We start from the raw sequence: 21598 nt of genomic DNA on the forward strand, positions 1-21598 counted from the left end.
TAGCCGCATCTTGGCCCTGACGCGTCCGCACATCATGAATTCGATCTCCCGCGCCGTACCCGAAGTGGCGCTGCAAGCGATCCGCAAACTGATCACCGAACAGGGCTTCGGTGCCGGCGACGCGTTGCCTTCGCAACGGGATCTGGCGCTGCAACTGGGCGTCAGTCGGGCATCGTTGCGTGAAGCGCTGTCGTCGCTCAGTGCACTGGGCGTGGTCAGCATTCAGCCGGGCAAGGGCGTGTTCGTGCAGTCGCCGGTCGAATTGTCGCGCGGCGACAACGCGCCAGGCTGGTCGTTTGCGGCGCAGGCATCGCCGCTGGATATCTTTCAATTGCGCTATGCGCTCGAAGGGTTTGCAGCAGGTTTGGCGGCAGTGACGTTGAGCACGTTCGATCTGGATGCGCTGGAAGACAACGTTGCGGCCATGCGCGAGCAATTGAAGCTCGGCGACTTTGAGGCAGCGGCGAAACTCGACTTCGAATTCCACCGGCGCATCCTTCTTGCCAGCGGTAATCAGGCGATGCTGAGCATTCTCACCGCCAGCGCCGAGATCTTTCTCGAGAGCCAGAAACTGCCGTTCATCCGCGCCGAGCGCGCCATGGAAACCTGGCAGGAACACCGCAAGATCCTCCGTGCCCTGGCCCGCCGTGCGTCGGGAGCAGCGCAAAAAGCCATGCAGGAACATGTGCGCAACGCCGCGCTGCGTACCGGAATCGCCTTCATCGCTCCCGCCACGGCGTGACTTGAGCTATACCCAAACTCATCAAGGGCCATAGCAACACTCAATCATCTGCGGCTTCCTGAACAAGGGAAGGGCGGCTATGATGGGCCACGTTTTTTTGCTTACAACCTGGAGAATTCCATGAGCAGCGATCTGATCAAACACGTTAGCGACGCTAGCTTCGAAGCCGACGTACTCAAGGCCGAAGGCGCTGTCCTGGTCGACTACTGGGCTGAATGGTGCGGCCCTTGCAAAATGATCGCACCGGTTCTGGACGAGATTGCCGAGACTTACAAAGGCAAGCTGACCGTTGCCAAACTGAACATCGACGAAAACCAGGAAACCCCGGCCAAGCATGGCGTGCGTGGTATCCCGACGCTGATGCTGTTCAAGAACGGCAACGTTGAAGCGACCAAGGTCGGCGCACTGTCGAAGTCGCAGCTGGCGGCGTTCCTCGACGCCAACATCTGAGCGTCGCAGTAAAACGCTGAAAAAAAGCCCCGCAAATCGCGGGGCTTTTTGCGTATTCAGGGCTAGACGCTCCGAAACTCAGGTGGTACATTCGGCCCCGCACTGGTTTCTCCAATGCCCCCTGCTAGCCGTCGCCGACGCACTCCTTTTCGAATTAGTTCGCGATCCTGTCGCCTTCTCCGCGGCGCGGCCTCATTAAGCCAAAAGCTTAATTTCCCCCCCTCCATAAATGATTACGTCATTCCTATATGAATCTGACTGAACTCAAGCAAAAGCCGATTACCGAACTGCTCGAATTGGCCGAACAGATGGGCATAGAAAATATGGCCCGTTCGCGCAAGCAGGACGTGATTTTCTCCCTGCTGAAAAAGCACGCGAAAAGCGGCGAGGAAATCTCCGGTGATGGCGTGCTGGAGATTCTCCAGGACGGCTTCGGCTTCCTGCGCTCCGCAGACGCTTCCTACCTCGCCGGCCCTGATGACATCTACGTCTCGCCGAGCCAGATCCGCCGCTTCAACTTGCGCACCGGTGACACCATCGTTGGCAAGATCCGCCCTCCGAAGGAAGGCGAGCGGTATTTCGCCCTGCTCAAGGTCGACACGATCAACTTCGATCGTCCGGAGAACGCGAAAAACAAGATTCTCTTCGAGAACCTGACGCCGCTGTTCCCGACCGTGCGCATGAAGATGGAAGCCGGTAACGGTTCCACCGAAGATTTGACCGGTCGCGTGATCGACCTGTGTGCACCGATCGGCAAAGGCCAGCGCGGTCTGATCGTCGCACCGCCGAAAGCCGGTAAAACGATCATGCTGCAGAACATCGCAGCGAACATCGCCCGTAACAATCCTGAAGTTCACCTGATCGTGCTGTTGATCGACGAGCGTCCGGAAGAAGTGACCGAAATGCAGCGCACCGTGCGCGGCGAAGTGGTTGCCTCGACCTTCGACGAGCCGCCGACCCGTCACGTGCAGGTTGCTGAAATGGTGATCGAGAAGGCCAAGCGCCTGGTCGAACACAAGAAAGACGTGGTGATCCTGCTCGACTCCATCACTCGTCTGGCCCGTGCCTACAACACCGTGATCCCGAGCTCCGGCAAGGTATTGACCGGTGGTGTCGATGCCCACGCCCTCGAGAAGCCAAAACGCTTCTTCGGTGCCGCGCGTAACATCGAAGAAGGCGGCTCGCTGACCATTATCGCCACCGCGCTGGTTGAAACCGGCTCGAAGATGGACGAAGTGATCTACGAAGAGTTCAAGGGTACCGGCAACATGGAACTGCCTCTGGATCGCAAGATCGCCGAGAAGCGTGTGTTCCCGGCCATCAACATCAACCGCTCCGGCACCCGCCGCGAAGAGTTGCTGACCGCCGACGACGAACTGCAGCGCATGTGGATTCTGCGCAAGCTGCTGCACCCGATGGACGAAGTCGCCGCGATCGAGTTCCTGGTCGACAAGCTGAAGACGACCAAGACCAACGACGAGTTCTTCTTGTCGATGAAACGCAAGTAATACGCTGGCGTTTCAACAAAGGACGCTCCCGCAAGGGGGCGTTTTTTTTGCCCCGAAAAATCTCGCGCCCATCACGGATATCTGTTGATGGGCCGATTTTGCGGCGTCGGCAGCGTACTCCCGAGTTCGAGGCCTGCGCCTTCGCCGCAGCGCGGGGGCCACAATCGAGCAATGACGGGCTGCTGTTTGCTCCTCAGAGCAGGTAGGATGTACGCCTATTTTGAGGGTGCCATCGTCAATGAAATTCAAGGATCTTCGGGATTTCGTGCAGCAGCTTGAGCAGCGCGGAGAGTTGAAACGCATCCAGATTCCCGTCTCGCCGGTGCTGGAGATGACTGAGGTGTGCGACCGCACGCTGCGGGCCAAAGGCCCGGCATTGTTGTTCGAGAAGCCCACCGGTTACGACATTCCGGTGCTCGGCAACCTGTTCGGCACCCCCGAGCGCGTGGCCATGGGCATGGGCGCCGAGTCGGTCAGCGAACTGCGCGAAATCGGCAAGCTGCTGGCCTTTCTCAAGGAGCCGGAGCCGCCGAAGGGCTTGAAGGACGCCTGGTCGAAACTGCCGATCTTCCGCAAGATCATTTCGATGGCGCCGAAAGTGGTCAAAGACGCGGTGTGTCAGGAAGTGGTCATCGAAGGCGACGACGTCGATCTGGCGATGTTGCCGGTGCAGACCTGCTGGCCCGGCGACGTCGGCCCACTGATCACTTGGGGACTGACGGTCACCAAAGGCCCGAACAAGGAACGCCAGAACCTCGGTATCTACCGCCAGCAAGTGATTGGCCGCAACAAGGTGATCATGCGCTGGCTCAGCCATCGTGGCGGTGCTCTCGACTTCCGCGAGTGGTGCGAGAAGCATCCGGGTCAGCCTTTCCCGGTGTCCGTAGCCCTTGGCGCCGATCCGGCAACGATTCTCGGTGCCGTGACGCCGGTACCGGACAGCCTCTCCGAATATGCTTTTGCAGGGCTCTTGCGCGGTAACCGCACCGAGCTGGTCAAGTGCCGTGGCAACGATCTGCAAGTGCCGGCCACCGCCGAAATCATCCTTGAAGGCGTGATTCATCCCGGCGAAATGGCCGACGAAGGCCCGTATGGCGACCACACCGGTTACTACAACGAAGTCGACAGCTTCCCGGTGTTCACCGTCGAGCGCATCACCCACCGGATCAAGCCGATCTATCACAGCACTTACACCGGCCGCCCGCCGGATGAGCCGGCGATTCTCGGCGTGGCGCTGAACGAAGTGTTCGTGCCGATCCTGCAGAAGCAATTCCCGGAGATCACCGACTTCTACCTGCCGCCGGAAGGCTGCTCGTACCGCATGGCCGTGGTGACGATGAAGAAGTCGTATCCGGGGCATGCCAAGCGCGTGATGCTCGGCGTCTGGTCGTTTTTGCGACAGTTCATGTACACCAAGTTCGTTATCGTCACTGACGACGATATCAACGCCCGCGACTGGAACGACGTGATCTGGGCCATCACCACGCGCATGGACCCCAAGCGCGACACGGTGATGATCGACAACACGCCGATCGACTACCTCGACTTCGCTTCGCCGATTTCCGGCCTGGGCTCGAAAATGGGCCTGGATGCCACCCACAAGTGGCCGGGCGAAACCACCCGCGAATGGGGCCGCGTGATCGTCAAGGACGACGCCGTCACCCAACGGATCGATGCCATCTGGAATCAGTTAGGAATAGATTGATGCGTGTAACCCTGCAGCCTTCCGGAGCAGTGCTCGAGATACAGCCCGGTGAGCGGATTCTCGACGGTGCGCGGCGCCTGGGCTATGACTGCCCGCAAAGCTGCCGCAACGGCAATTGCCACGTGTGTGCAGCGCTGCTGGTCGAAGGCCGCGTCGAACAGGCCGGCAAAGTCCACGATCATGGCGAGTTCTACACCTGCATCGCCGCACCGCTGGAAGACTGCGTGCTGTTGTGGGATGGCGTGCTCGCACTGGGTGAGCTGCCGGTGCGTAGCCTGTCGTGTCAGGTCATCGAGTGCCGCGAGGTCGGCGGCGACACCTGGCGCGTGCGTCTGCGTGCACCGGCGGGCAAGCCGCCGCGCTATCACGCTGGGCAATATTTGATGATCGAGCGCGAGAGCGGTGAGAAATCCGCGTTCTCCATGGCCTCGGCACCCCACGGCGGGCGTGATCTGGAAATCCATGTGCTGGCGCGCGAAACCAGTGCGTTGAGCCTGATCGAGCAGCTGCAACGCAACCCGATGGTGCGTGTCGAGCTGCCCTTTGGCGACACACATCTTGCGGAGCTACCCGACGGTCCTCTGGTGTTGATCGCCGCCGGCACCGGCATGGGCCAGATTCACAGTCTGATCGAACATTGCCGAGCCGAAGGCTTCAAACATCCAGTGCATCTGTATTGGGGCGTACGCCGCCCGGAAGATTTCTATCAGATCGAGCACTGGGACGAATGGCTGAAGCTGCCCAATCTGTTCCTGCACAAAGTGGTCAGCGACCAGTGCGGCTGGGAAGGGCGCTGCGGGATGTTGCACGAGGCGGTTTGCGAGGATTTCCCCGATCTGAAGCCGCTGCACGTCTATGCCAGCGGTTCGCCGGCGATGGTCTATGGCACGCTGGACGCGCTGGTCGAGGCGGGGATGGATGCGCATCAGATGCGCGCCGACGTCTTCGCCTATGCGCCGCGCTCCTGAGACTTATAACTTGGTATATAGCCGATCGGTATTTACCTTAAACAGTAAATATCGCTAGGTTATATATGAATCAGGCAATTAATCAGTGGCACTTAATTTGCCTTAAAACATATGTGCCTTATTGTTACAGCGGTGCGTTCTATTAAGTAATTCTTCACCCGCGGGGAGCTGAACGCTATTCGCCATGAGCGCCATTGAAAACGCAATTCTGAACCTGGCTTACCCTCCGCGGCTCGATCTTGGGCCGCAGCTGACGCACGAACAACTTCTCGCTTCCATGCAATCGACCATGGCACGCCACAAGGGCGGGCCGGTGTGGCTGTTCGCGTATGGCTCGCTGATCTGGCGGCCGGAATGCACGGCAGTTGAGCGCATGCGCGGTCGCGTGCATGGCTACCATCGTGGCTTGTACCTGTGGTCCCACGAGCATCGGGGCACCCCGGAAATGCCCGGTCTGGTGTTCGGTCTGGATCGTGGCGGTTCATGCAGTGGCTTTGCCTACCGCTTGCCGGAAGACAATCTCGATACCGCGCTGTATGCGCTGTGGAAACGCGAGATGCCGTTTCCCTCGTATCGCCCGCACTGGCTCAATTGCCGGCTCGAAGATGGCACTCAGGTGCAGGCCTTGGGATTCGTTCTGGAGCGTCACCTGCCGAGCTATGCCGGCAACTTGCCGGATCATGTGCTCAGCCAGGTGTTCGCCAACGCCAGCGGGCGTTACGGCACCACTCGCGATTATGTCGAGCAGACCGCGCACGCCCTGCGCAGCCACGCCATGCCAGACCGCAATCTGGAGGCGCGGCTCAAGCGCTGTAAATCACACAGCGATCAGGCGACCGCTTCACGGCTCTGACTGGCGACTTGCTTGTGCCACAGCGTTGGCGCAAGGAAGGCCATCGCCAGCAGGCAAGCGCCGACCAGCAGGACGAAACCGCCATCCCAGCCGAAGTGGTCAACGGTGTAGCCCATCGCCGCACTGGCCGCGACCGAACCCCCCAGATAACCGAACAGACCGGTGAAGCCCGCTGCGGTACCGGCGGCTTTCTTCGGCGCCAGTTCCAGCGCTTGCAGGCCGATCAGCATCACCGGACCGTAGATCAGGAAGCCGATCGACAGCAGGGCGATCATGTCGACCATCGGGTTGCCGGCCGGATTCAGCCAGTAAACCAGGGTCGCGACAGTCACCAGGGCCATGAACACCATGCCGGTCAGGCCACGGTTGCCACGGAAGATCTTGTCCGACATCCAGCCGCACAGCAGCGTGCCCGGGATGCCTGCCCACTCGTAGAAGAAATAGGCCCACGAGGTCTTATCCACGGTGAAGCCCTTGGCTTCCTTCAGGTACGTCGGCGCCCAGTCCAGCACGCCGTAGCGCAGCAAGTAGACGAAGACGTTGGCCAGAGCGATGTACCAGAGCATTTTGTTGCGCAGCACGTATTTGACGAAGATTTCCTTGGCGCTGAATTCGTCTTCGTGGCTGGCGTCGTAGCCTTCCGGGTAATCGTTCTTGTACTGCTCGATCGGCGGCAGGCCGACTGATTGCGGGGTGTCACGCATGGTGATGAAGGCGAATACCGCCACGCCCAGCGCGACCGCTGCCGGGACGTAGAACGCCGCGTGCCAGTCATTGAACAGGCCCATGCCGATCAGGAACAGCGGGCCGATCAGACCGCCGCCGACGTTATGCGCTACGTTCCACACCGAGACCACGCCGCCGCGTTCCTTCTGCGACCACCAGTGCACCATGGTCCGCCCGCTCGGCGGCCAGCCCATGCCCTGCGCCCAGCCGTTGATGAACAGGAGAATGAACATCATCGTCACGCTGGACGTTGCCCACGGCGCGAAACCGAAAATGAACATCACCCCGGCCGAGACCAGCAGACCGAACGGCAGGAAGAAGCGCGGGTTGGAACGGTCGGACACCAGGCCCATGAGGAACTTCGACAAACCATACGCAATGGCGATCGCCGACATCGCCAAGCCGAGGTCGCCACGGCTATAGCCTTCGTCGATCAGGTACGGCATGGCCAGGGAGAAGTTCTTGCGCAGCAGGTAGTAACCGGCGTAGCCGATAAAGATACCGGCGAAGATCTGCCAGCGCAGGCGGCGGTAGGTGCTGTCTATTTTTTCTTCAGGCAATGGAGCCTGATGTGCGGCAGGACGAAAGAAAGCAAACATTCAAGAGCTCCAGTTTTCTTGTTTTGACTGCGGATGCGAATGTTACAGTTTCGTTACCGAAAATAGCATCGCTTCACGTCGGCAAAACAGCGGAAATTTGGGCAGATGAGCGTTCCTTTATGAACATGTCGCTCTGAGATAAGAAGGCGGCGCTGAGGGGATGGTGGCTCGGGTGGGTTTCTGCGGTTTGACGTATGGAAGAGGCAGACCTCAACGGTAAAGCGATCCGGATGGTTGCTCCGGATCGCTCCATGTTGTTAACGAACCTGAACGACAACCTTGCCCACAGCCTTGCGCTGGCCGAGATCATCGATCGCCTGCGCGGTATTGCTCAGCGGATACACCTGCGATACCAGAGGTTTCAGCTTGCCCTCGGCAAACCAGGCGAACAGCTGCTGGAAGTTTGCTGCGTTGTCCTGGGGTTGGCGCTGGGCAAAGGAGCCCCAGAACACGCCGAGCACCGCCGCGCCTTTGAGCAGGGCGAGGTTGACCGGCAGTTCGGGGATGCGTCCGCTGGCGAAGCCGACCACCAGCAGGCGGCCGTTCCAGGCGATGGCGCGGATGGCCTGGTCGAACAGGTCGCCGCCGACCGGGTCGTAGATCACGTCGGCGCCCTGGCCGTCGGTGAGGCGTTTGATCTCTTCCTTGAGGCTGGCTTCGCTGTAGTTGATCAGTTCATCGGCGCCGGCAGCCTTGGCCACCGCGAGTTTCTCGGCACTGCTGGCGGCGGCGATCACGCGGGCGCCCATGGCTTTGCCGATCTCCACCGCGGCGAGGCCGACGCCGCCCGACGCGCCGAGCACCAGCAGGGTTTCGCCCGGTTGCAGGTTGGCGCGTTGTTTGAGCGCATGCATCGACGTGCCATAGGTCATGCTGAATGCAGCGGCGACGTTGAAATCCATCGACGGCGGAATCGGCAGGACGTTGTAGCCCGGCACCGCCACCTGCTCGGCAAAACTGCCCCAACCGGTCAGCGCCATGACCCGGTCGCCGACTTTCAGATGGCTGACCTTTTCCCCGGCTTCGCGCACCACGCCCGCCGCTTCACCGCCTGGCGAAAACGGGAAGGGCGGTTTGAACTGGTATTTGCCCTCGATGATCAGCGTGTCGGGGAAATTGACTCCGGCAGCGTGCACGTCCAGCAGGATTTCATTCTTCTTGGCGACAGGGCTGGCGACGTCTTCCAGCACCAGCGATTCGGCAGGGCCGAAGGCTTTGCACAGCACGGCTTTCATCAGGGCTATTCCTTTGGGAGTGATGGCCGATAAGTGTAGGTGTGTGAATCAACGGGTCAACGAGCATGCCCGGCCCTGATAGTCAGCCATAAGCTTGTGCTTGCGCGGCGGGTCGTTATGCTAGGCCGCAAACCGGATAAGGAGCGAATTGTGAAAGCGTGGATCATGTTGTTGCTGGCCCTGTCTCTGCCTGTGGCAGCACTGGCCGAAGAAGCCAAAGAAGGCGAGGCGCCGAAGGTCAATTACATCACCCTGAGCCCGCCGTTCGTCGGCAACTATGGCCTCGACGGCACCGCCAAGCTCAAGGTCTACAAGGCCGATGTGGCCCTGCGCGTAACTGGCGAAGAGGCGACCAAACTGGTCAAGGCCAACGAGCCGCTGATCCGCAATCAGCTGGTGGCGTTGTTCACTCAGCAGTCGACCGAGGCGATGGGCAGCATCGAGGGCAAGGAAAAGCTGCGTCAGGAAGCGTTGAAGCAGACCCAGCAGGTCATGAATGACGAGACCGGCAAGCCTGTTGTTGAGGATCTGTTGTTCAACAACCTGATCATTCAGTAAGTCATTCGCTGTCCGGGCTGGCCTCTTCGCGAGCAGGCTCGCTCCCACATTGGACTGCATGTTCCTGTGGGAGCGAGCCTGCTCGCGAAAGCTATTTATCCGGCATAAATGAATCAGGGTTTGAGCCCGATAACCGCCGTCCACTGTTCTGGTGTAACCGGCATCACCGACAACCGCGAGCCCTTCTGCACCAGCGGCAGCTCCGCCAGCGCCGTCTGCTGCTTCAAATAATCCAGCTTCAACACCCGCTCGAACGTCTCGACATGCTCGACATCGATCGCGCTCCAGGCATTTTTCTCCGGCGTAGCTTTCGGATCGAAGTAGTGACTGTCTGGCTCCAGCGCCGTCGGATCGGGATACGCTGCTTGGATAATTTTGCCAATCCCGGCAATCCCCGGCTCGGGGCAGCTGGAATGGTAGAAAAAGAACTCGTCACCGACCGCCATCGCCCGCAGGAAGTTGCGTGCCTGATAGTTGCGAACCCCGTCCCAGCGCGCCTTGCCGAGCTTTTCCAGACCCTTGATTGAGAGTTCGTCGGGCTCTGATTTCATCAGCCAATAGGCCATGTGGTGTGCTCCTGAAGCGGTCATTGGGCAGGTTGTCGGGCAATTTTATGACAAACCGACAGTCGGTTGACGTCAGCGTTTGCGCACAGGTTCACGTTGCCGCAAAATGCCGGCCTTTAAAGCTTGACGCTGCTGCACGGCCTACGAACGGAAACCGCTGCTGTCATCGTGATGATGTGCCTTGAGGGGGGCAATCGATGAAACGCAAACCGGATTTGCTATGGACTTTGGTAATTTTGTTTGGCCTGGGCGTGGTAACCACCGGTTACGCGCAGAGCCTGTGGGCGAACAAGACCGACGCGCCGATTGAAGTGGCGCAACAGGTGCAACAGTCGACCGCTTTCAAACGCTGAACCTGTCTCTTCGACGCCGCTGTTCCATGCGGCGTCTACTCTGCGAAATACCACGCCTTGTCGGTGACCGTGCCTTGTAACGGCACATCCCAGCTCGCCTGCGCCAGACGCTCGACTTTCTGACACTCATGGGCCAGGCCCAGCAGCGTCGGCTTGCGCCAGTTCTTGCGCCGGGCCAGATAGGCGAGGCTGCGATCATAAAACCCGCCGCCCATGCCCAAGCGTCCGCCGACATCGTCAAACCCCACCAGCGGCAACAGCACCAGATCCAGCGTCCAGACCTTGCGTTGCCGAGCCAGATTGGCCCGGGGCTCGAGGATGCGGAAACGATTGGGCGTGAGCTTTTCGCCGGGGCGGATGCGCTGGAAGACCATTTTCGTTCGTGGCCACGCGCTGAGTACCGGCAGATAAGTCGCCTTGCCGCGACGCTGGGCTTCGCGCAGGAGCAGGCGCGGATCGATTTCACCGTCGGTGGGCAAATACAGAGAGATATGTTTCGCCCGGCGAAAGTGCGGGTCTTGCGCCAATTGCCGGAACAGGCCTTTGGCAGCCCGGCGTTGTTCGCCCGGCGTCAGTGCGCGGCGCGCCTTGCGCAGCAGGCGGCGGAGTTGCGGGCGGGGCAGCAGCGCGGGTTCGGTCATGGTTCGGCTTCGGCAGGTGGATGCAAAAACGTACGCATAAAAAATCCGATGTCGGCATACACCGACATCGGATTCGAATCAGGCTCCCCGGATGAACCGCTGTCAACTCAGCCCTTGAACCCGAAAGTTCAAGGTGGAAGAAGCAGTAGACTTTAAGGCTTTCCGTCTAGCGGACATGCACACCAGCCCAACGTGCAACTTCCAGGGTAGTGCGAATCGGCTCCGGGACATCGTCAACTGGCAAGCACCCCAGGGAGTGCCGCGAGTATACCTCAAGCTGTCAGTCGAATCAGCCCTTGGCGGTGTTCTGATCGTCGGCCAGAACCAGATCGACACGATCGAGCAAGTCGCGTACCTGTTCGCGGGTCGAACCGCTGGCCTGGATGTCCGGGCGCTCTTCTTTGTGCAACAGGTCGTGGGTGATGTTCAGCGCGGCCATCACGGCAATGCGATCGGCGCCGATGACTTTGCCGCTGCTGCGGATCTCGCGCATCTTGCCATCCAGGTAGCGGGCGGCACTGACCAGATTGCTGCGTTCTTCCGGCGGGCAGATGATCGAATACTCTTTGTCGAGGATCTGCACGGTAACGCTATTGCTTGAACTCATGAGTCTTGCTCCAGGGCCTTGAGGCGCGAAATCATCGATTCGACCTTACGCCGGGCGATTTCGTTTTTTTCAATGAGGTGAGCGCGTTCCTCGCGCCAGGTTTTTTCCTGAGCTAGTAAGAGTGCGTTTTGACTCTTAAGTTGCTCGACTCGGCCAATCAGCAGTTCGAGTCTGGCCATCAGCGCTTGCAGGTCGGTGTCTTCCATTGGGTCCACGTGTTCGTCTGATGGGTGGTAACTGGCGGACAGCCTTTAATGGTCTTGGCGGGGCTGTCGATGTAGGATACAAGGCCTTCATTCTAGACATAGCGCCGTCTGGCGCCTAGCTGCCCATGACCATTGCGAATTCCCCGTACCAAGCCTTTGCCACCCTGCTGACTGCCAGCGGCCACAACGTCTCGCCTGCCGAACTGCACGGCGTGCTGCTCGGGCGCAGTTGCGCCGGGGCCGGCTTCGATCACGAAGGCTGGTTGATCGACGCCGCCGAACTGCTCGAAGGCGATATCCAGGACAACGTCCGCAACGCCCTGATCGGCCTGCAGGAGATGGTCAAAGGCGAGCTGACCGGCGCCGACATCACCGTCGTGCTGCTGCTGCCGACCGACGATGCACCGCTGGCCGAGCGCGCCGCCGCACTGGGCGAGTGGTGCCAGGGCTTCCTCAGCGGTTTCGGTCTGACCCGCCGTGCTTATGCACTGGGTGAGGAAGCCAACGAAGTGCTGCGGGATCTGGCCGCCATCGCTCAGGTGCAGGACGCGCTGGAAGAATCCGAAGACGGCGAATCCGACTACATGGAAGTCATGGAATACCTGCGCGTCGCGCCGTTGCTGCTGTTCTCGGAAACCAAAAAAGCCGATGTGCCGCCAGCCGCCAAGCCGTCGCTGCATTAATCGCGTGCCAGGGAAAGCCATCTGCCCATGACCCACATCCCCAAAGCGGAATACAGCCGTCGCCGCAAGGCCCTGATGGCGCAGATGGAACCCAACAGCATCGCGATCCTGCCCGCCGCCGCGGTGGCCATCCGCAACCGCGACGTTGAGCATGTCTACCGCCAGGACAGCGACTTCCAGTACCTCAGCGGTTTTCCCGAGCCACAAGCCGTCATCGTCCTGATGCCCGGTCGCGAGCACGGTGAGTACATCCTGTTCTGCCGTGAACGCAACGCCGAGCGCGAATTGTGGGATGGCCTGCGTGCCGGGCAGGAAGGCGCGATTCGCGAATATGGCGCCGACGATGCTTTTCCGATTACCGACATCGACGACATCCTCCCGGGCCTGATCGAAGGCCGCGACCGGGTGTATTCGGCGATGGGCAGCAACCCCGAATTTGATCGGCACCTGATGGACTGGATCAACGTGATCCGCTCCAAGGCACACCTCGGCGCGCAACCGCCGAATGAATTCGTTGCCCTGGATCATCTGCTGCACGACATGCGCCTGTATAAATCGGCGGCAGAAGTGAAGGTGATGCGCGAAGCCGCGCGGATTTCGGCGCAGGCGCATATCCGCGCGATGCAGGCCAGTCGTCCGGGGCTGTATGAATACAGCCTCGAAGCCGAACTGGATTACGAATTCCGCAAGGGCGGGGCGAAGATGCCGGCCTACGGTTCGATCGTCGCCGCCGGGCGCAACAGCTGCATCCTGCATTACCAGCAGAATGACGCGCTGCTCAGGGACGGCGATCTGGTGTTGATTGACGCCGGTTGCGAGATCGACTGCTACGCCAGCGACATCACCCGCACGTGGCCGGTCAACGGCAAGTTTTCGCCGGAGCAGAAGGCGATCTACGAGTTGGTGCTGGCTTCGCAGGAAGCGGCGTTCGCCGAGATCGCCCCCAACAAGCACTGGAACCAGGCGCACGAAGCCACGGTGCGGGTGATCACCGCAGGTCTGGTCAAGCTTGGCTTGTTGCAGGGCGAGGTTGACGAGTTGATCGCAAGCGAAGCCTACAAGGCTTTTTATATGCACCGCGCCGGCCACTGGCTGGGCATGGATGTGCATGACGTTGGCGAGTACAAGGTCGGCGGCGAATGGCGTGTGCTGGAGGTCGGCATGGCGCTGACCGTGGAGCCTGGCATCTACATCGCGGCGGACAATCAGAACGTGGCGAAGAAATGGCGCGGTATTGGCGTGCGTATCGAGGATGACGTGGTCGTGACCCGATCCGGTTGTGAAATCCTCACCAGCGGCGTGCCAAAAACCGTCGCCGAGATCGAAGCGCTGATGGCACAAGCAAGGACACACGCAGCATGAGTCGAGTCAATCTGGCAATCATCGGTGGCGGTCTGGTCGGCGCCAGTCTGGCGTTGGCGTTGCAGGCCGGGGCCAAGGCGCAGGGCTGGAAGATCGTCCTGATCGAACCGTTCGCCCCCGGCGACAGCTGGCAACCGAGCTACGACGCCCGCTCCTCAGCCCTTTCGTTCGGCTCGCGGCAGATTTATCAGCGCCTGGGCGTGTGGCAGGAAATTTCCCGCCGCGCCGAGCCGATCAAACAGATTCACGTCTCCGACCGTGGCCGCTTCTCCACCGCGCGCTTGTCGGCGATGGAAGAGGGTGTGCCAGCGCTCGGTTACGTGGTGGAAAACGCCTGGCTCGGCCAGTGCCTGTGGCAACACCTCGATAAAGACGTGATCACGTGGCGCTGCCCGGCGGAAGTCACGCGCATGGAACCGTTGGCCGATGGCTACCGCCTGACCCTCAACGACGAAACCACACTGGAATGCGATCTCGCGGTACTCGCCGATGGCGGCCGCTCCGGGTTGCGCGAACAGTTGGGCATCAACGTGCGCAAGCGCCCGTACAACCAGAGCGCACTGATCGCCAACATCACCCCGAGTGAAGCGCACAACGGCATGGCCTTCGAGCGCTTTACCGACGAAGGCCCAATGGCCCTGCTGCCGCTGCCGGACAATCGCTGCGCGCTGGTCTGGACCCGTCTGGGCATGGACGCGCAGCGTCTGACTGAATTGAGCGAGCGTGATTTTCTCAGCGAGCTGCAAGGCGTGTTCGGTTACCGCCTCGGCACTTTGAAACAGGTCGGCGCACGGCATCTTTATCCGCTGTCACTGATCGAAGCTGAAGAACAGGTGCGCTCGCATCTGGCCGTACTTGGCAACGCCGCACACAGCCTGCACCCGATCGCCGGCCAGGGCTTCAACCTGTCGCTGCGTGACGCCGATGCCTTGGCTGCCGCGCTGCTTGCGAGTGATAAGCCGCTGGGCGACTTCGCCACGTTGCAGGCCTATCGCGAACGGCAGCGCCTCGATCAGGACCTGACGGTGGGCTTCTCCGATCAGGTCACGCGCCTGTTCGGCAGCACCCAGCCGCTGGTGTCGCTGGGGCGCAATCTCGGCCTGCTCGGCCTCGACCTGCTGCCGCCAGCCAAACGCTGGTTCGCCCGGCAGGCGATGGGCCTGGGAACCCGTCCGGATGCTTGAGTGGCTGAGCAAAAAATTCGGCAAGGCACGATTGATGCGCTGGGTAATGACCTTCTACCCGCCGTATCTCGGCGCCGGAGTGCGCGTTCGGCACATCAGTGACGACTTTCGCGATGTGCAGGTGTCCATGGGGTTGGGCTGGTACAACCGCAACTATGTCGGCACCCAGTTTGGCGGCAGTCTGTATTCGATGGTCGACCCGTTCTTCATGTTGATGCTCATGGAAAACCTCGGTCCGAAGTACATCGTCTGGGACAAGGCCGCCGACATCGATTTCATTGCGCCGGGCAAAGGCCCGGTGTTCGCCCGGTTCAACATCGACCAGACCCTGCTCGACGAGATCCGCCGGCAGACCGCCAACGGCGATAAATACCTGCCGCAGTTGCAGGTCGACATTCATGACGGCGCCGGCAACCTTGTGGCGCGGGTCGGTAAAACCCTTTACGTGCGGCTCAAGCCGCAAGCGAGACAGGCCTAAAGCATGGAAATGCGCGCAGATCTGCTGATTGTCGGAGCCGGAATGGTCGGCAGCGCCCTGGCGCTGGCGCTACAGGACAGTGGGCTGGAAGTGCTGTTGCTCGACGGCAGCCCGTTGAGCGTGAAGCCGTTCGATGCCGAGGCGGCGTTCGAACCGCGCGTCAGCGCATTGTCGGCGGCGAGCCAGCGCATTCTCGAGCGCCTTGGCGTCTGGGACGGCATCGCCCAGCGGCGCAGCAGCCCGTACACCGACATGCACGTCTGGGACGGCAGCGGCACCGGGCAGATTCATTTCTCGGCGAGCAGCGTACATGCCGATGTGCTCGGCCACATCGTCGAAAACCGCGTGGTCCAGGATGCGCTGCTCGAGCGTTTGCATGATTGCGACCTCGGCATGCTGGCCAATGCACGGCTGGAGCAGATGCGTCGTTCCGGCGATGACTGGCTGCTGACCCTGGCCGATGGCCGCACCTTGCGCGCGCCGCTGGTGATCGCGGCGGACGGCGCCAATTCAGCGGTGCGCCGTCTGACCGGCGTGGCGACCCGCGAGTGGGATTATCTGCATCACGCCATCGTCACCAGCGTGCGCTGCAGCCAGCCGCACCGCAAAACCGCCTGGCAGCGCTTTACCGATCACGGGCCGCTGGCGTTTTTGCCACTGGAGCGTGACGGTCAGCAGGACTGGTGCTCGATCGTCTGGTCGACCACACCGGCTGAAGCCGAGCGCTTGATGGCGCTGGAAGAGACTGCGTTTTGCGCTGAGCTGGAGCGAGCCTTCGAGGGACGCCTCGGTGAAGTCATCAGCGCCGACCCGCGTCTGTGCGTGCCGTTGCGTCAGCGTCACGCCAAGCGCTACGTCGCTGAGGGCCTGGTCTTGATCGGTGATGCGGCGCACACCATTCACCCCTTGGCCGGGCAGGGTGTGAACCTTGGTTTCCTCGATGCAGCGGTGCTGGCGGAAGTGTTGCTGCAAGCGCATGAGCGCGGTGAGCGACTGGCAGACGTGAAGGTGCTGAGCCGCTACGAGCGTCGGCGTATGCCGCACAATTTGGCGCTGATGGCGGCGATGGAAGGCTTCGAGCGGTTGTTCCAGGCCGACCCGCTGCCGCTGCGCTGGTTGCGCAATGCCGGGTTGAAGCTGGTCGAGCAGATGCCCGAGGCGAAGGCGTTGTTTGTGCGCGAGGCGCTGGGGTTGACCGGGGATCTTCCAGCTCTGGCAAAGCCCTGACCTCCTCATTGAGGCTGATGGCCCCTTCGCGAGCAGGCTCGCTCCCACAGTTGAGATGCATTCCAATGTGGGAGCGAACCTGCTCGCGAAAGCGTCCGCCCACTTACCGCAGTTTTGAGTCGTGCAACATCTGGTAACGCCTTCCCCCAGTGTTCGATTGTGGTGGTAAATGTGAGTCCTTATCATTTGGCCCACATTTCCCGACCGTGAGACCACTCCCATGTTGGCATCCAAGCGTCTTCTGACCGCACTGGCCTTGACCCTGATCGGCAGCACCACTGCCCAGGCCGCCGATGAGGTGGTGGTTTACTCGTCGCGTATCGATGAGCTGATCAAACCGGTATTCGATGCCTACACCGCCAAGACCGGGGTGAAGATCAAGTTCATCACCGACAAGGAAGCGCCGCTGATGCAGCGCATCAAGGCCGAAGGTGAAAACGCCACCGCCGATCTGCTGCTCACCGTCGATGCCGGCAACCTGTGGCAGGCCGAGCAGATGGGCATCCTCCAGCCGTTCACTTCGAAAACCATCGACGCCAACATCCCCCTGCAATATCGCTCGTCCACCCACGCCTGGACCGGCCTGAGCCTGCGCGCGCGGACCATCGCCTATTCCACCGAGCGGGTGAAGCCGGGCGAACTGACCACTTACGAAGCGCTGGCCGACAAGAATTGGGAAGGCCGCCTGTGCCTGCGCACGGCGAAGAAGGTCTACAACCAGTCGCTGACTGCAACCATGATCGAAGTCCACGGCGCCGAGAAGACCGAGAAAATCCTCAAGGGCTGGGTCAACAACCTGTCCACTGACGTGTTCTCCGATGACGTTGCAGTGCTGGAAGCGATCAACGCCGGGCAGTGCGACGTTGGCATCGTCAACACCTACTACTACGGTCGCCTGCATAAGCAGAAGCCTGAATTGCCGGTGAAGCTGTTCTGGCCGAACCAGGCTGATCGTGGTGTGCATGTGAACCTGTCGGGCATCGGCCTGACCAAACATGCACCGCACCCGGAAGCGGCCAAGGCTTTGGTCGAATGGATGACCACGCCTGAGGCACAGAAGATTTTTGCCGACGTGAACCAGGAATTCCCGGCCAACCCGGCGGTGGCACCCTCGGAAGAAGTGGCGGCGTGGGGCAAGTTTGTCGCCGATACCTTGCCGGTTGAAGTGGCGGGCAAGCGTCAGGCCGAGGCGATCCGGATGATGGATCGGGCGGGGTGGAACTGAGGCGTTTCGTGTAACTGTTGATCTTTCAAGATCGCTCCCTCACCCCAGCCCTCTCCCGGAGGGAGAGGGAGCCAACTTGTGTTGCTTTCGAAACTTGAGCGACTCAATATCTCAGGTCGATGTAGTTTGCATGAGCACCTCGGTCAGTTCCCTCTCCCTCCGGGAGAGGGCTAGGGTGAGGGCAGCAATCCCAACCTGAAATACGCAATCCAAGAACACCCCAATCCCTCCAGAGACCCAAAAGTGGCCCACCCCGCCCAACGCCGCTGGTACCCCATCGTCTTCGCCATCGCCGCGCTGGTGTTGTTGCCGCTGAGCGTGATGCTGCTGTCGTGGCAGACCATCGATCAGCAGATCTGGTCGCATCTGTGGCAAACCCAGATGCCGCGACTGCTCGGCAATACCCTGACGCTGATCCTCGGCGTCGGTGTCGGCGTGACCCTGCTGGGTGTCAGCCTGGCGTGGCTGACCAGTCTCTGTGAATTCCCCGGTCGGCGCTGGCTCGACTGGGCGCTGATGCTGCCCTTCGCCATTCCAGCGTATGTACTGGCGTTCGTTTTCGTCGGCCTGCTCGATTTCGCCGGCCCCGTGCAAACCCTGCTGCGCGAATGGTTCGGCACGGGTCTGCGCCTGCCGCGAGTGCGTTCCACCGGCGGGGTGATCGTGGTGCTGGTGCTGGTGTTTTATCCCTACGTTTATCTGCTGGCGCGCACCGCATTCCTGGCTCAGGGCAAAGGCCTGATGGAAGCGGCGCGGGTGCTCGGGCAGTCGCCTTGGCAGGCGTTCTGGCGGGTTGCGCTGCCGATGGCGCGTCCGGCGATCGGCGCGGGCGTGGCGCTGGCGCTGATGGAAACCCTCGCCGATTTTGGTGCGGTCTCAGTGTTCAACTTCGACACCTTCACCACGGCCATCTACAAAACCTGGTACGGCTTCTTCAGCCTGCCTAGCGCTGCGCAACTGGCCAGTCTGTTGCTGCTGGTAGTGATGCTGGTGCTGTACGGCGAGCGCCGGGCACGCGGGGCGAATCGGGCCAGCAACGAGCGGCCACGGGTGAAAGCGCTGTATCACCTGCGGGGAATCAAGGCCTTCGCGGCGACGGGCTGGTGTGCATTGGTATTCGCCTGCGCCTTCGTTATCCCGGTGCTGCAACTGATCGTGTGGTTCTGGCAGCGTGGACGCTTCGATTTGGATGAGCGCTACGCCGGACTGATTCTGCACACGCTGTACTTGGGCGCGATGGCGGCGCTTATCACCGTCAGCGTTGCGCTGTTGCTGGCGTTTGCCCGGCGCCTGGCGCCGACCCCAGCCATCAACTCCGGCGTAGGTCTGGCCAATCTCGGCTACGCCTTGCCCGGTTCGGTGCTGGCGGTGTCGATCATGCTTGCCTTCAGTTATCTGGATCGTGAACTGGTGATTCCGCTCTCCGCCTGGCTCGGTGGTGCCGGCAAACCGTTGCTGCTCGGCAGCCTCGCGGCGTTGCTGATGGCGTATCTGGTGCGCTTCATTGCCGTGGCGTATGGGCCGCTGGAAAGCAGTCTGGCGCGTATACGGCCATCTTTGCCCGAAGCGGCACGTAGCCTGGGTGTCAGTGGGCCGCGACTGTTTTTCAAAGTGTATCTGCCGCTGTTGCTGCCCGGCACCTTGAGCGCCGCGTTGCTGGTGTTCGTCGATGTGCTCAAGGAAATGCCCGCGACCCTGCTGATGCGCCCGTTTGGCTGGGACACGCTGGCGGTGCGCATCTTCGAAATGACCAGCGAAGGCGAATGGGCGCGCGCCTCATTGCCGGCATTGACGCTGGTGCTGGTCGGGTTGGTGCCGGTGATCGGATTGATTCGACGTTCGGCGCACCGAAACACTTAGTCGTCAGTCCTACATCATGCGGCTACAATGCGCGGCATTCGGTGCGGTTCGTCTGACAGACCCGTGCGCTGGAATCGGCTGAAAGCCTTATTCATCAAGGCTTTCAGCCGTATAGCGGCGGTCCGCACCCTCGCCACGCCCGGAAGGAGAAACCCATGGGACAGCGTACGCCTCTGTATGACCTGCACCTCGCGCTCGGCGCGAAGATGGTCGATTTTGGCGGTTGGGACATGCCACTGCATTACGGCTCGCAGGTCGAGGAGCACCACGAAGTGCGCCGCGATTGCGGGGTGTTCGATGTTTCCCATATGACCGTGATCGATGTCAACGGCGCCCAGGCCAAAGCCTGGCTCCAGCATTTGCTGGCCAACGACGTCGAACGTCTGCACCGCCCCGGCCGGGCGTTGTACAGCACCATGCTCAATGAGCGCGGTGGCATCGTCGACGACATGATCGTCTATCGCCTCGACGACGCGTACCGGCTGGTGTTCAACGCCTCGACCCGCGATCAGGATCTGGCCTGGATGAACGCCCAGCTCGGCGCCTACGACGTGCAACTGCACGAGCGCGCCGAGCTGGCGATGCTCGCCATCCAGGGCCCGCAGGCCCGGCACAAGATTGCCGAACTGGTCACCCAGTCCCGTGCCACGCTGATCCAGCAACTCAAACCTTTCGAAGGCGCCATCGACGGCGACTGGTTCATCGCGCGTACCGGTTACACCGGTGAGGATGGCCTGGAAATCTGCCTGCCCGCGAATCAGGCGCCGGGTTTCTTCAACGACCTCGTCGGCGCCGGCATTTCGCCGATTGGCCTCGGTGCCCGTGACACCTTGCGGGTCGAGGCTGGGATGAACCTGTACGGTCAGGACATTCATCAGGACGTTTCACCGCTGGCCTCGAACATGGCCTGGAGCATCGCCTGGGAGCCGGCCTCGCGGCAGTTCATCGGCCGCGCGGCGCTGGAGGCGGAAAAAGCCGCCGGTGTGGCGCACAAACTGGTCGGTCTGGTACTGGAAGAACGCGGGGTTTTGCGTGCTCACCAGGTGGTTCGCATCGCCGATGTTGGCGAAGGGGAGATCACCAGTGGTAGTTTCTCTCCTACGCTGAGCAAATCGATTGCCCTGGCGCGTGTTCCGATGGCAACCGCCGACCGCGCCGAAGTGGAAATCCGTGGCAAGTGGTATCCGGTGCGAGTGGTCAAACCGACCTTCGTGCGCCATGGCAAAACCTTGATCTAACCTTTTCTGGCGGGCATGACCGCTGACCAATTTCCGAGGAACCGAAGATGAGCGATATCCCTGCCGAACTGCGATTTGCCGAAAGTCATGAATGGGCGCGTTTGGAAGCCGACGGCACCGTCACTGTGGGCATCAGCGATCACGCGCAGGAAGCGCTGGGCGACGTGGTGTTCGTCGAGCTGACCGAAGTCGGCAAGGTGTTCGCCGCCGGTGATCAATCCGGCGTGGTCGAGTCGGTGAAAGCCGCCTCCGACATCTACGCCCCGGTCAGCGGTGAGGTCATCGCGATCAACGAAGACCTGAGCGGCTCGCCCGAACTGCTGAACTCCGACCCGTACGGCGCGTGGATCTTCAAGCTCAAGCCAAGCGACAAGGCCGAGCTGGACAAGCTGCTGGATGCGGCGGCTTACAAGGCTGCCATCGGCGAGTAACTTGCCGGCGCGCCCCAAAGCCCCGATTCGTCGGGGCTTTTTTATGGGAGACGAATATCCCTTTGTGGGAGTGAGCCTGCTCGCGAAAGCGCCATATCAGTCAATGCCAAGGTTTCTGAAACACCGCTTTCGCGAGCAGGCTCGCTCCCACAGGGGCGGCGTGATCTTGAAAATTCGCCTGCTATGCTGGTTT

23 protein-coding genes and 1 other RNA gene are annotated in these 21598 nt (G+C 61.1%); 17 read left to right on the forward strand and 7 right to left on the reverse strand.

Annotated elements, in window-relative coordinates; all coding sequences use genetic code 11:
* Positions 1-34 precede the first annotated feature (34 nt).
* From D8U61_RS04880 to D8U61_RS04905, 6 genes are all read left to right on the forward strand, one after another.
* Positions 35-742: a FadR/GntR family transcriptional regulator gene (locus D8U61_RS04880; RefSeq protein WP_073471078.1), complete on the forward strand. Its 708-nt coding sequence runs from the start codon at positions 35-37 to the stop codon at positions 740-742.
* 120 nt (positions 743-862) lie between these two features.
* Positions 863-1192 (forward strand): thioredoxin TrxA, encoded by a 330-nt coding sequence (trxA, locus tag D8U61_RS04885; RefSeq protein WP_003206727.1) that lies wholly within the window; start codon positions 863-865, stop codon positions 1190-1192.
* Between the two features lie 248 nt (positions 1193-1440).
* Positions 1441-2700 (forward strand): transcription termination factor Rho, encoded by a 1260-nt coding sequence (rho, locus tag D8U61_RS04890; RefSeq protein WP_003229334.1) that lies wholly within the window; start codon positions 1441-1443, stop codon positions 2698-2700.
* A gap of 238 nt (positions 2701-2938) precedes the next feature.
* Positions 2939-4405 carry a 4-hydroxy-3-polyprenylbenzoate decarboxylase gene (gene ubiD / locus D8U61_RS04895; protein WP_039757427.1) on the forward strand — a complete coding sequence of 489 codons (1467 nt, stop codon included), beginning with the start codon at positions 2939-2941 and terminating at the stop codon, positions 4403-4405.
* Positions 4405-5373 carry a CDP-6-deoxy-delta-3,4-glucoseen reductase gene (locus D8U61_RS04900; protein WP_101161513.1) on the forward strand — a complete coding sequence of 323 codons (969 nt, stop codon included), beginning with the start codon at positions 4405-4407 and terminating at the stop codon, positions 5371-5373. The genes ubiD and D8U61_RS04900 overlap by 1 nt, the downstream gene beginning before the upstream one ends.
* 184 nt (positions 5374-5557) lie before the next feature.
* A complete protein-coding gene (locus D8U61_RS04905; RefSeq protein WP_125925390.1) occupies positions 5558-6226 on the forward strand; it encodes a gamma-glutamylcyclotransferase in 669 nt (222 codons plus the stop codon).
* Here D8U61_RS04905 and glpT read toward each other — a convergent pair.
* Both glpT and D8U61_RS04915 read right to left on the reverse strand, forming a co-directional pair.
* Positions 6202-7551: a glycerol-3-phosphate transporter gene (gene glpT, locus D8U61_RS04910; RefSeq protein WP_024014747.1), complete on the reverse strand. Its 1350-nt coding sequence runs from the start codon at positions 7549-7551 to the stop codon at positions 6202-6204. The two genes, D8U61_RS04905 and glpT, sit on opposite strands and share 25 nt — an antisense overlap.
* Before the next feature lie 257 nt (positions 7552-7808).
* Positions 7809-8786, reverse strand: a complete 978-nt coding sequence (locus D8U61_RS04915) for an NADPH:quinone oxidoreductase family protein (protein WP_130926509.1) — start codon at positions 8784-8786, stop codon at positions 7809-7811.
* 150 nt (positions 8787-8936) lie between these two features.
* Here D8U61_RS04915 and D8U61_RS04920 point away from each other — a divergent pair, with 150 nt between their 5' ends.
* Positions 8937-9344, forward strand: a complete 408-nt coding sequence (locus tag D8U61_RS04920; protein ID WP_056791694.1) for a flagellar basal body-associated protein FliL — start codon at positions 8937-8939, stop codon at positions 9342-9344.
* A gap of 113 nt (positions 9345-9457) precedes the next feature.
* On the opposite strand, the gene D8U61_RS04925 is transcribed toward D8U61_RS04920, so the two are convergent.
* On the reverse strand, positions 9458-9910 hold the full coding sequence (locus tag D8U61_RS04925) for an EVE domain-containing protein (RefSeq protein ID WP_125925391.1): 453 nt from the start codon (positions 9908-9910) through the stop codon (positions 9458-9460).
* Positions 9911-10107: 197 nt separating this feature from the next.
* On the opposite strand from D8U61_RS04925, the gene D8U61_RS27755 reads away from it, so the two are divergent.
* The gene (locus D8U61_RS27755) at positions 10108-10263 is read left to right on the forward strand and encodes a hypothetical protein (protein ID WP_024014743.1); all 156 of its coding nucleotides are present in this window, start codon (positions 10108-10110) and stop codon (positions 10261-10263) included.
* A gap of 35 nt (positions 10264-10298) precedes the next feature.
* Here D8U61_RS27755 and D8U61_RS04930 read toward each other — a convergent pair whose 3' ends face one another.
* The 4 genes from D8U61_RS04930 to D8U61_RS04945 form a co-directional block, all read right to left on the reverse strand.
* Positions 10299-10904 (reverse strand): 5-formyltetrahydrofolate cyclo-ligase, encoded by a 606-nt coding sequence (locus D8U61_RS04930; protein WP_125925392.1) that lies wholly within the window; start codon positions 10902-10904, stop codon positions 10299-10301.
* Between the two features lie 80 nt (positions 10905-10984).
* Positions 10985-11163, reverse strand: a non-coding RNA gene (gene ssrS / locus D8U61_RS04935) — 6S RNA.
* Positions 11164-11193: 30 nt separating this feature from the next.
* Positions 11194-11511, reverse strand: coding sequence for a cell division protein ZapA (locus tag D8U61_RS04940; protein ID WP_016772632.1), 318 nt, complete (start codon positions 11509-11511; stop codon positions 11194-11196).
* The gene (locus D8U61_RS04945; RefSeq protein WP_007911197.1) at positions 11508-11717 is read right to left on the reverse strand and encodes a TIGR02449 family protein; all 210 of its coding nucleotides are present in this window, start codon (positions 11715-11717) and stop codon (positions 11508-11510) included. The genes D8U61_RS04940 and D8U61_RS04945 overlap by 4 nt, the downstream gene beginning before the upstream one ends.
* Positions 11718-11842: 125 nt before the next feature.
* Here D8U61_RS04945 and D8U61_RS04950 point away from each other — a divergent pair, with 125 nt between their 5' ends.
* The 9 genes from D8U61_RS04950 to gcvH all read left to right on the forward strand — a co-directional run bounded on the left by D8U61_RS04950 (position 11843) and on the right by gcvH (position 21405).
* Positions 11843-12400, forward strand: coding sequence for a YecA family protein (locus D8U61_RS04950; protein WP_130926510.1), 558 nt, complete (start codon positions 11843-11845; stop codon positions 12398-12400).
* A 27-nt stretch (positions 12401-12427) separates the two neighbouring features.
* Positions 12428-13762, forward strand: a complete 1335-nt coding sequence (gene pepP, locus D8U61_RS04955) for a Xaa-Pro aminopeptidase (RefSeq protein WP_130901501.1) — start codon at positions 12428-12430, stop codon at positions 13760-13762.
* The gene (gene ubiH / locus D8U61_RS04960; RefSeq protein ID WP_095181278.1) at positions 13759-14946 is read left to right on the forward strand and encodes a 2-octaprenyl-6-methoxyphenyl hydroxylase; all 1188 of its coding nucleotides are present in this window, start codon (positions 13759-13761) and stop codon (positions 14944-14946) included. The genes pepP and ubiH overlap by 4 nt, the downstream gene beginning before the upstream one ends.
* Positions 14939-15424 carry a DUF4442 domain-containing protein gene (locus D8U61_RS04965; RefSeq protein WP_122880324.1) on the forward strand — a complete coding sequence of 162 codons (486 nt, stop codon included), beginning with the start codon at positions 14939-14941 and terminating at the stop codon, positions 15422-15424. Before ubiH ends, D8U61_RS04965 begins: the two co-directional genes overlap by 8 nt.
* Before the next feature lie 9 nt (positions 15425-15433).
* Positions 15434-16651, forward strand: coding sequence for a 2-octaprenyl-3-methyl-6-methoxy-1,4-benzoquinol hydroxylase (locus D8U61_RS04970; protein WP_177433303.1), 1218 nt, complete (start codon positions 15434-15436; stop codon positions 16649-16651).
* 220 nt (positions 16652-16871) lie between these two features.
* A complete protein-coding gene (locus D8U61_RS04975; RefSeq protein WP_130926511.1) occupies positions 16872-17876 on the forward strand; it encodes an extracellular solute-binding protein in 1005 nt (334 codons plus the stop codon).
* A 243-nt stretch (positions 17877-18119) separates the two neighbouring features.
* Positions 18120-19736 carry an iron ABC transporter permease gene (locus tag D8U61_RS04980; protein ID WP_130926512.1) on the forward strand — a complete coding sequence of 539 codons (1617 nt, stop codon included), beginning with the start codon at positions 18120-18122 and terminating at the stop codon, positions 19734-19736.
* Between the two features lie 155 nt (positions 19737-19891).
* On the forward strand, positions 19892-20974 hold the full coding sequence (gene gcvT / locus D8U61_RS04985; RefSeq protein WP_130889093.1) for a glycine cleavage system aminomethyltransferase GcvT: 1083 nt from the start codon (positions 19892-19894) through the stop codon (positions 20972-20974).
* Positions 20975-21021: 47 nt separating this feature from the next.
* Positions 21022-21405, forward strand: a complete 384-nt coding sequence (gene gcvH / locus D8U61_RS04990; protein WP_125916753.1) for a glycine cleavage system protein GcvH — start codon at positions 21022-21024, stop codon at positions 21403-21405.
* Positions 21406-21598: the final 193 nt, after the last annotated feature.

It is taken from the genome of Pseudomonas sp. Sample_14 (assembly GCF_004307515.1).
Lineage (GTDB): Bacteria > Pseudomonadota > Gammaproteobacteria > Pseudomonadales > Pseudomonadaceae > Aquipseudomonas > Aquipseudomonas atacamensis.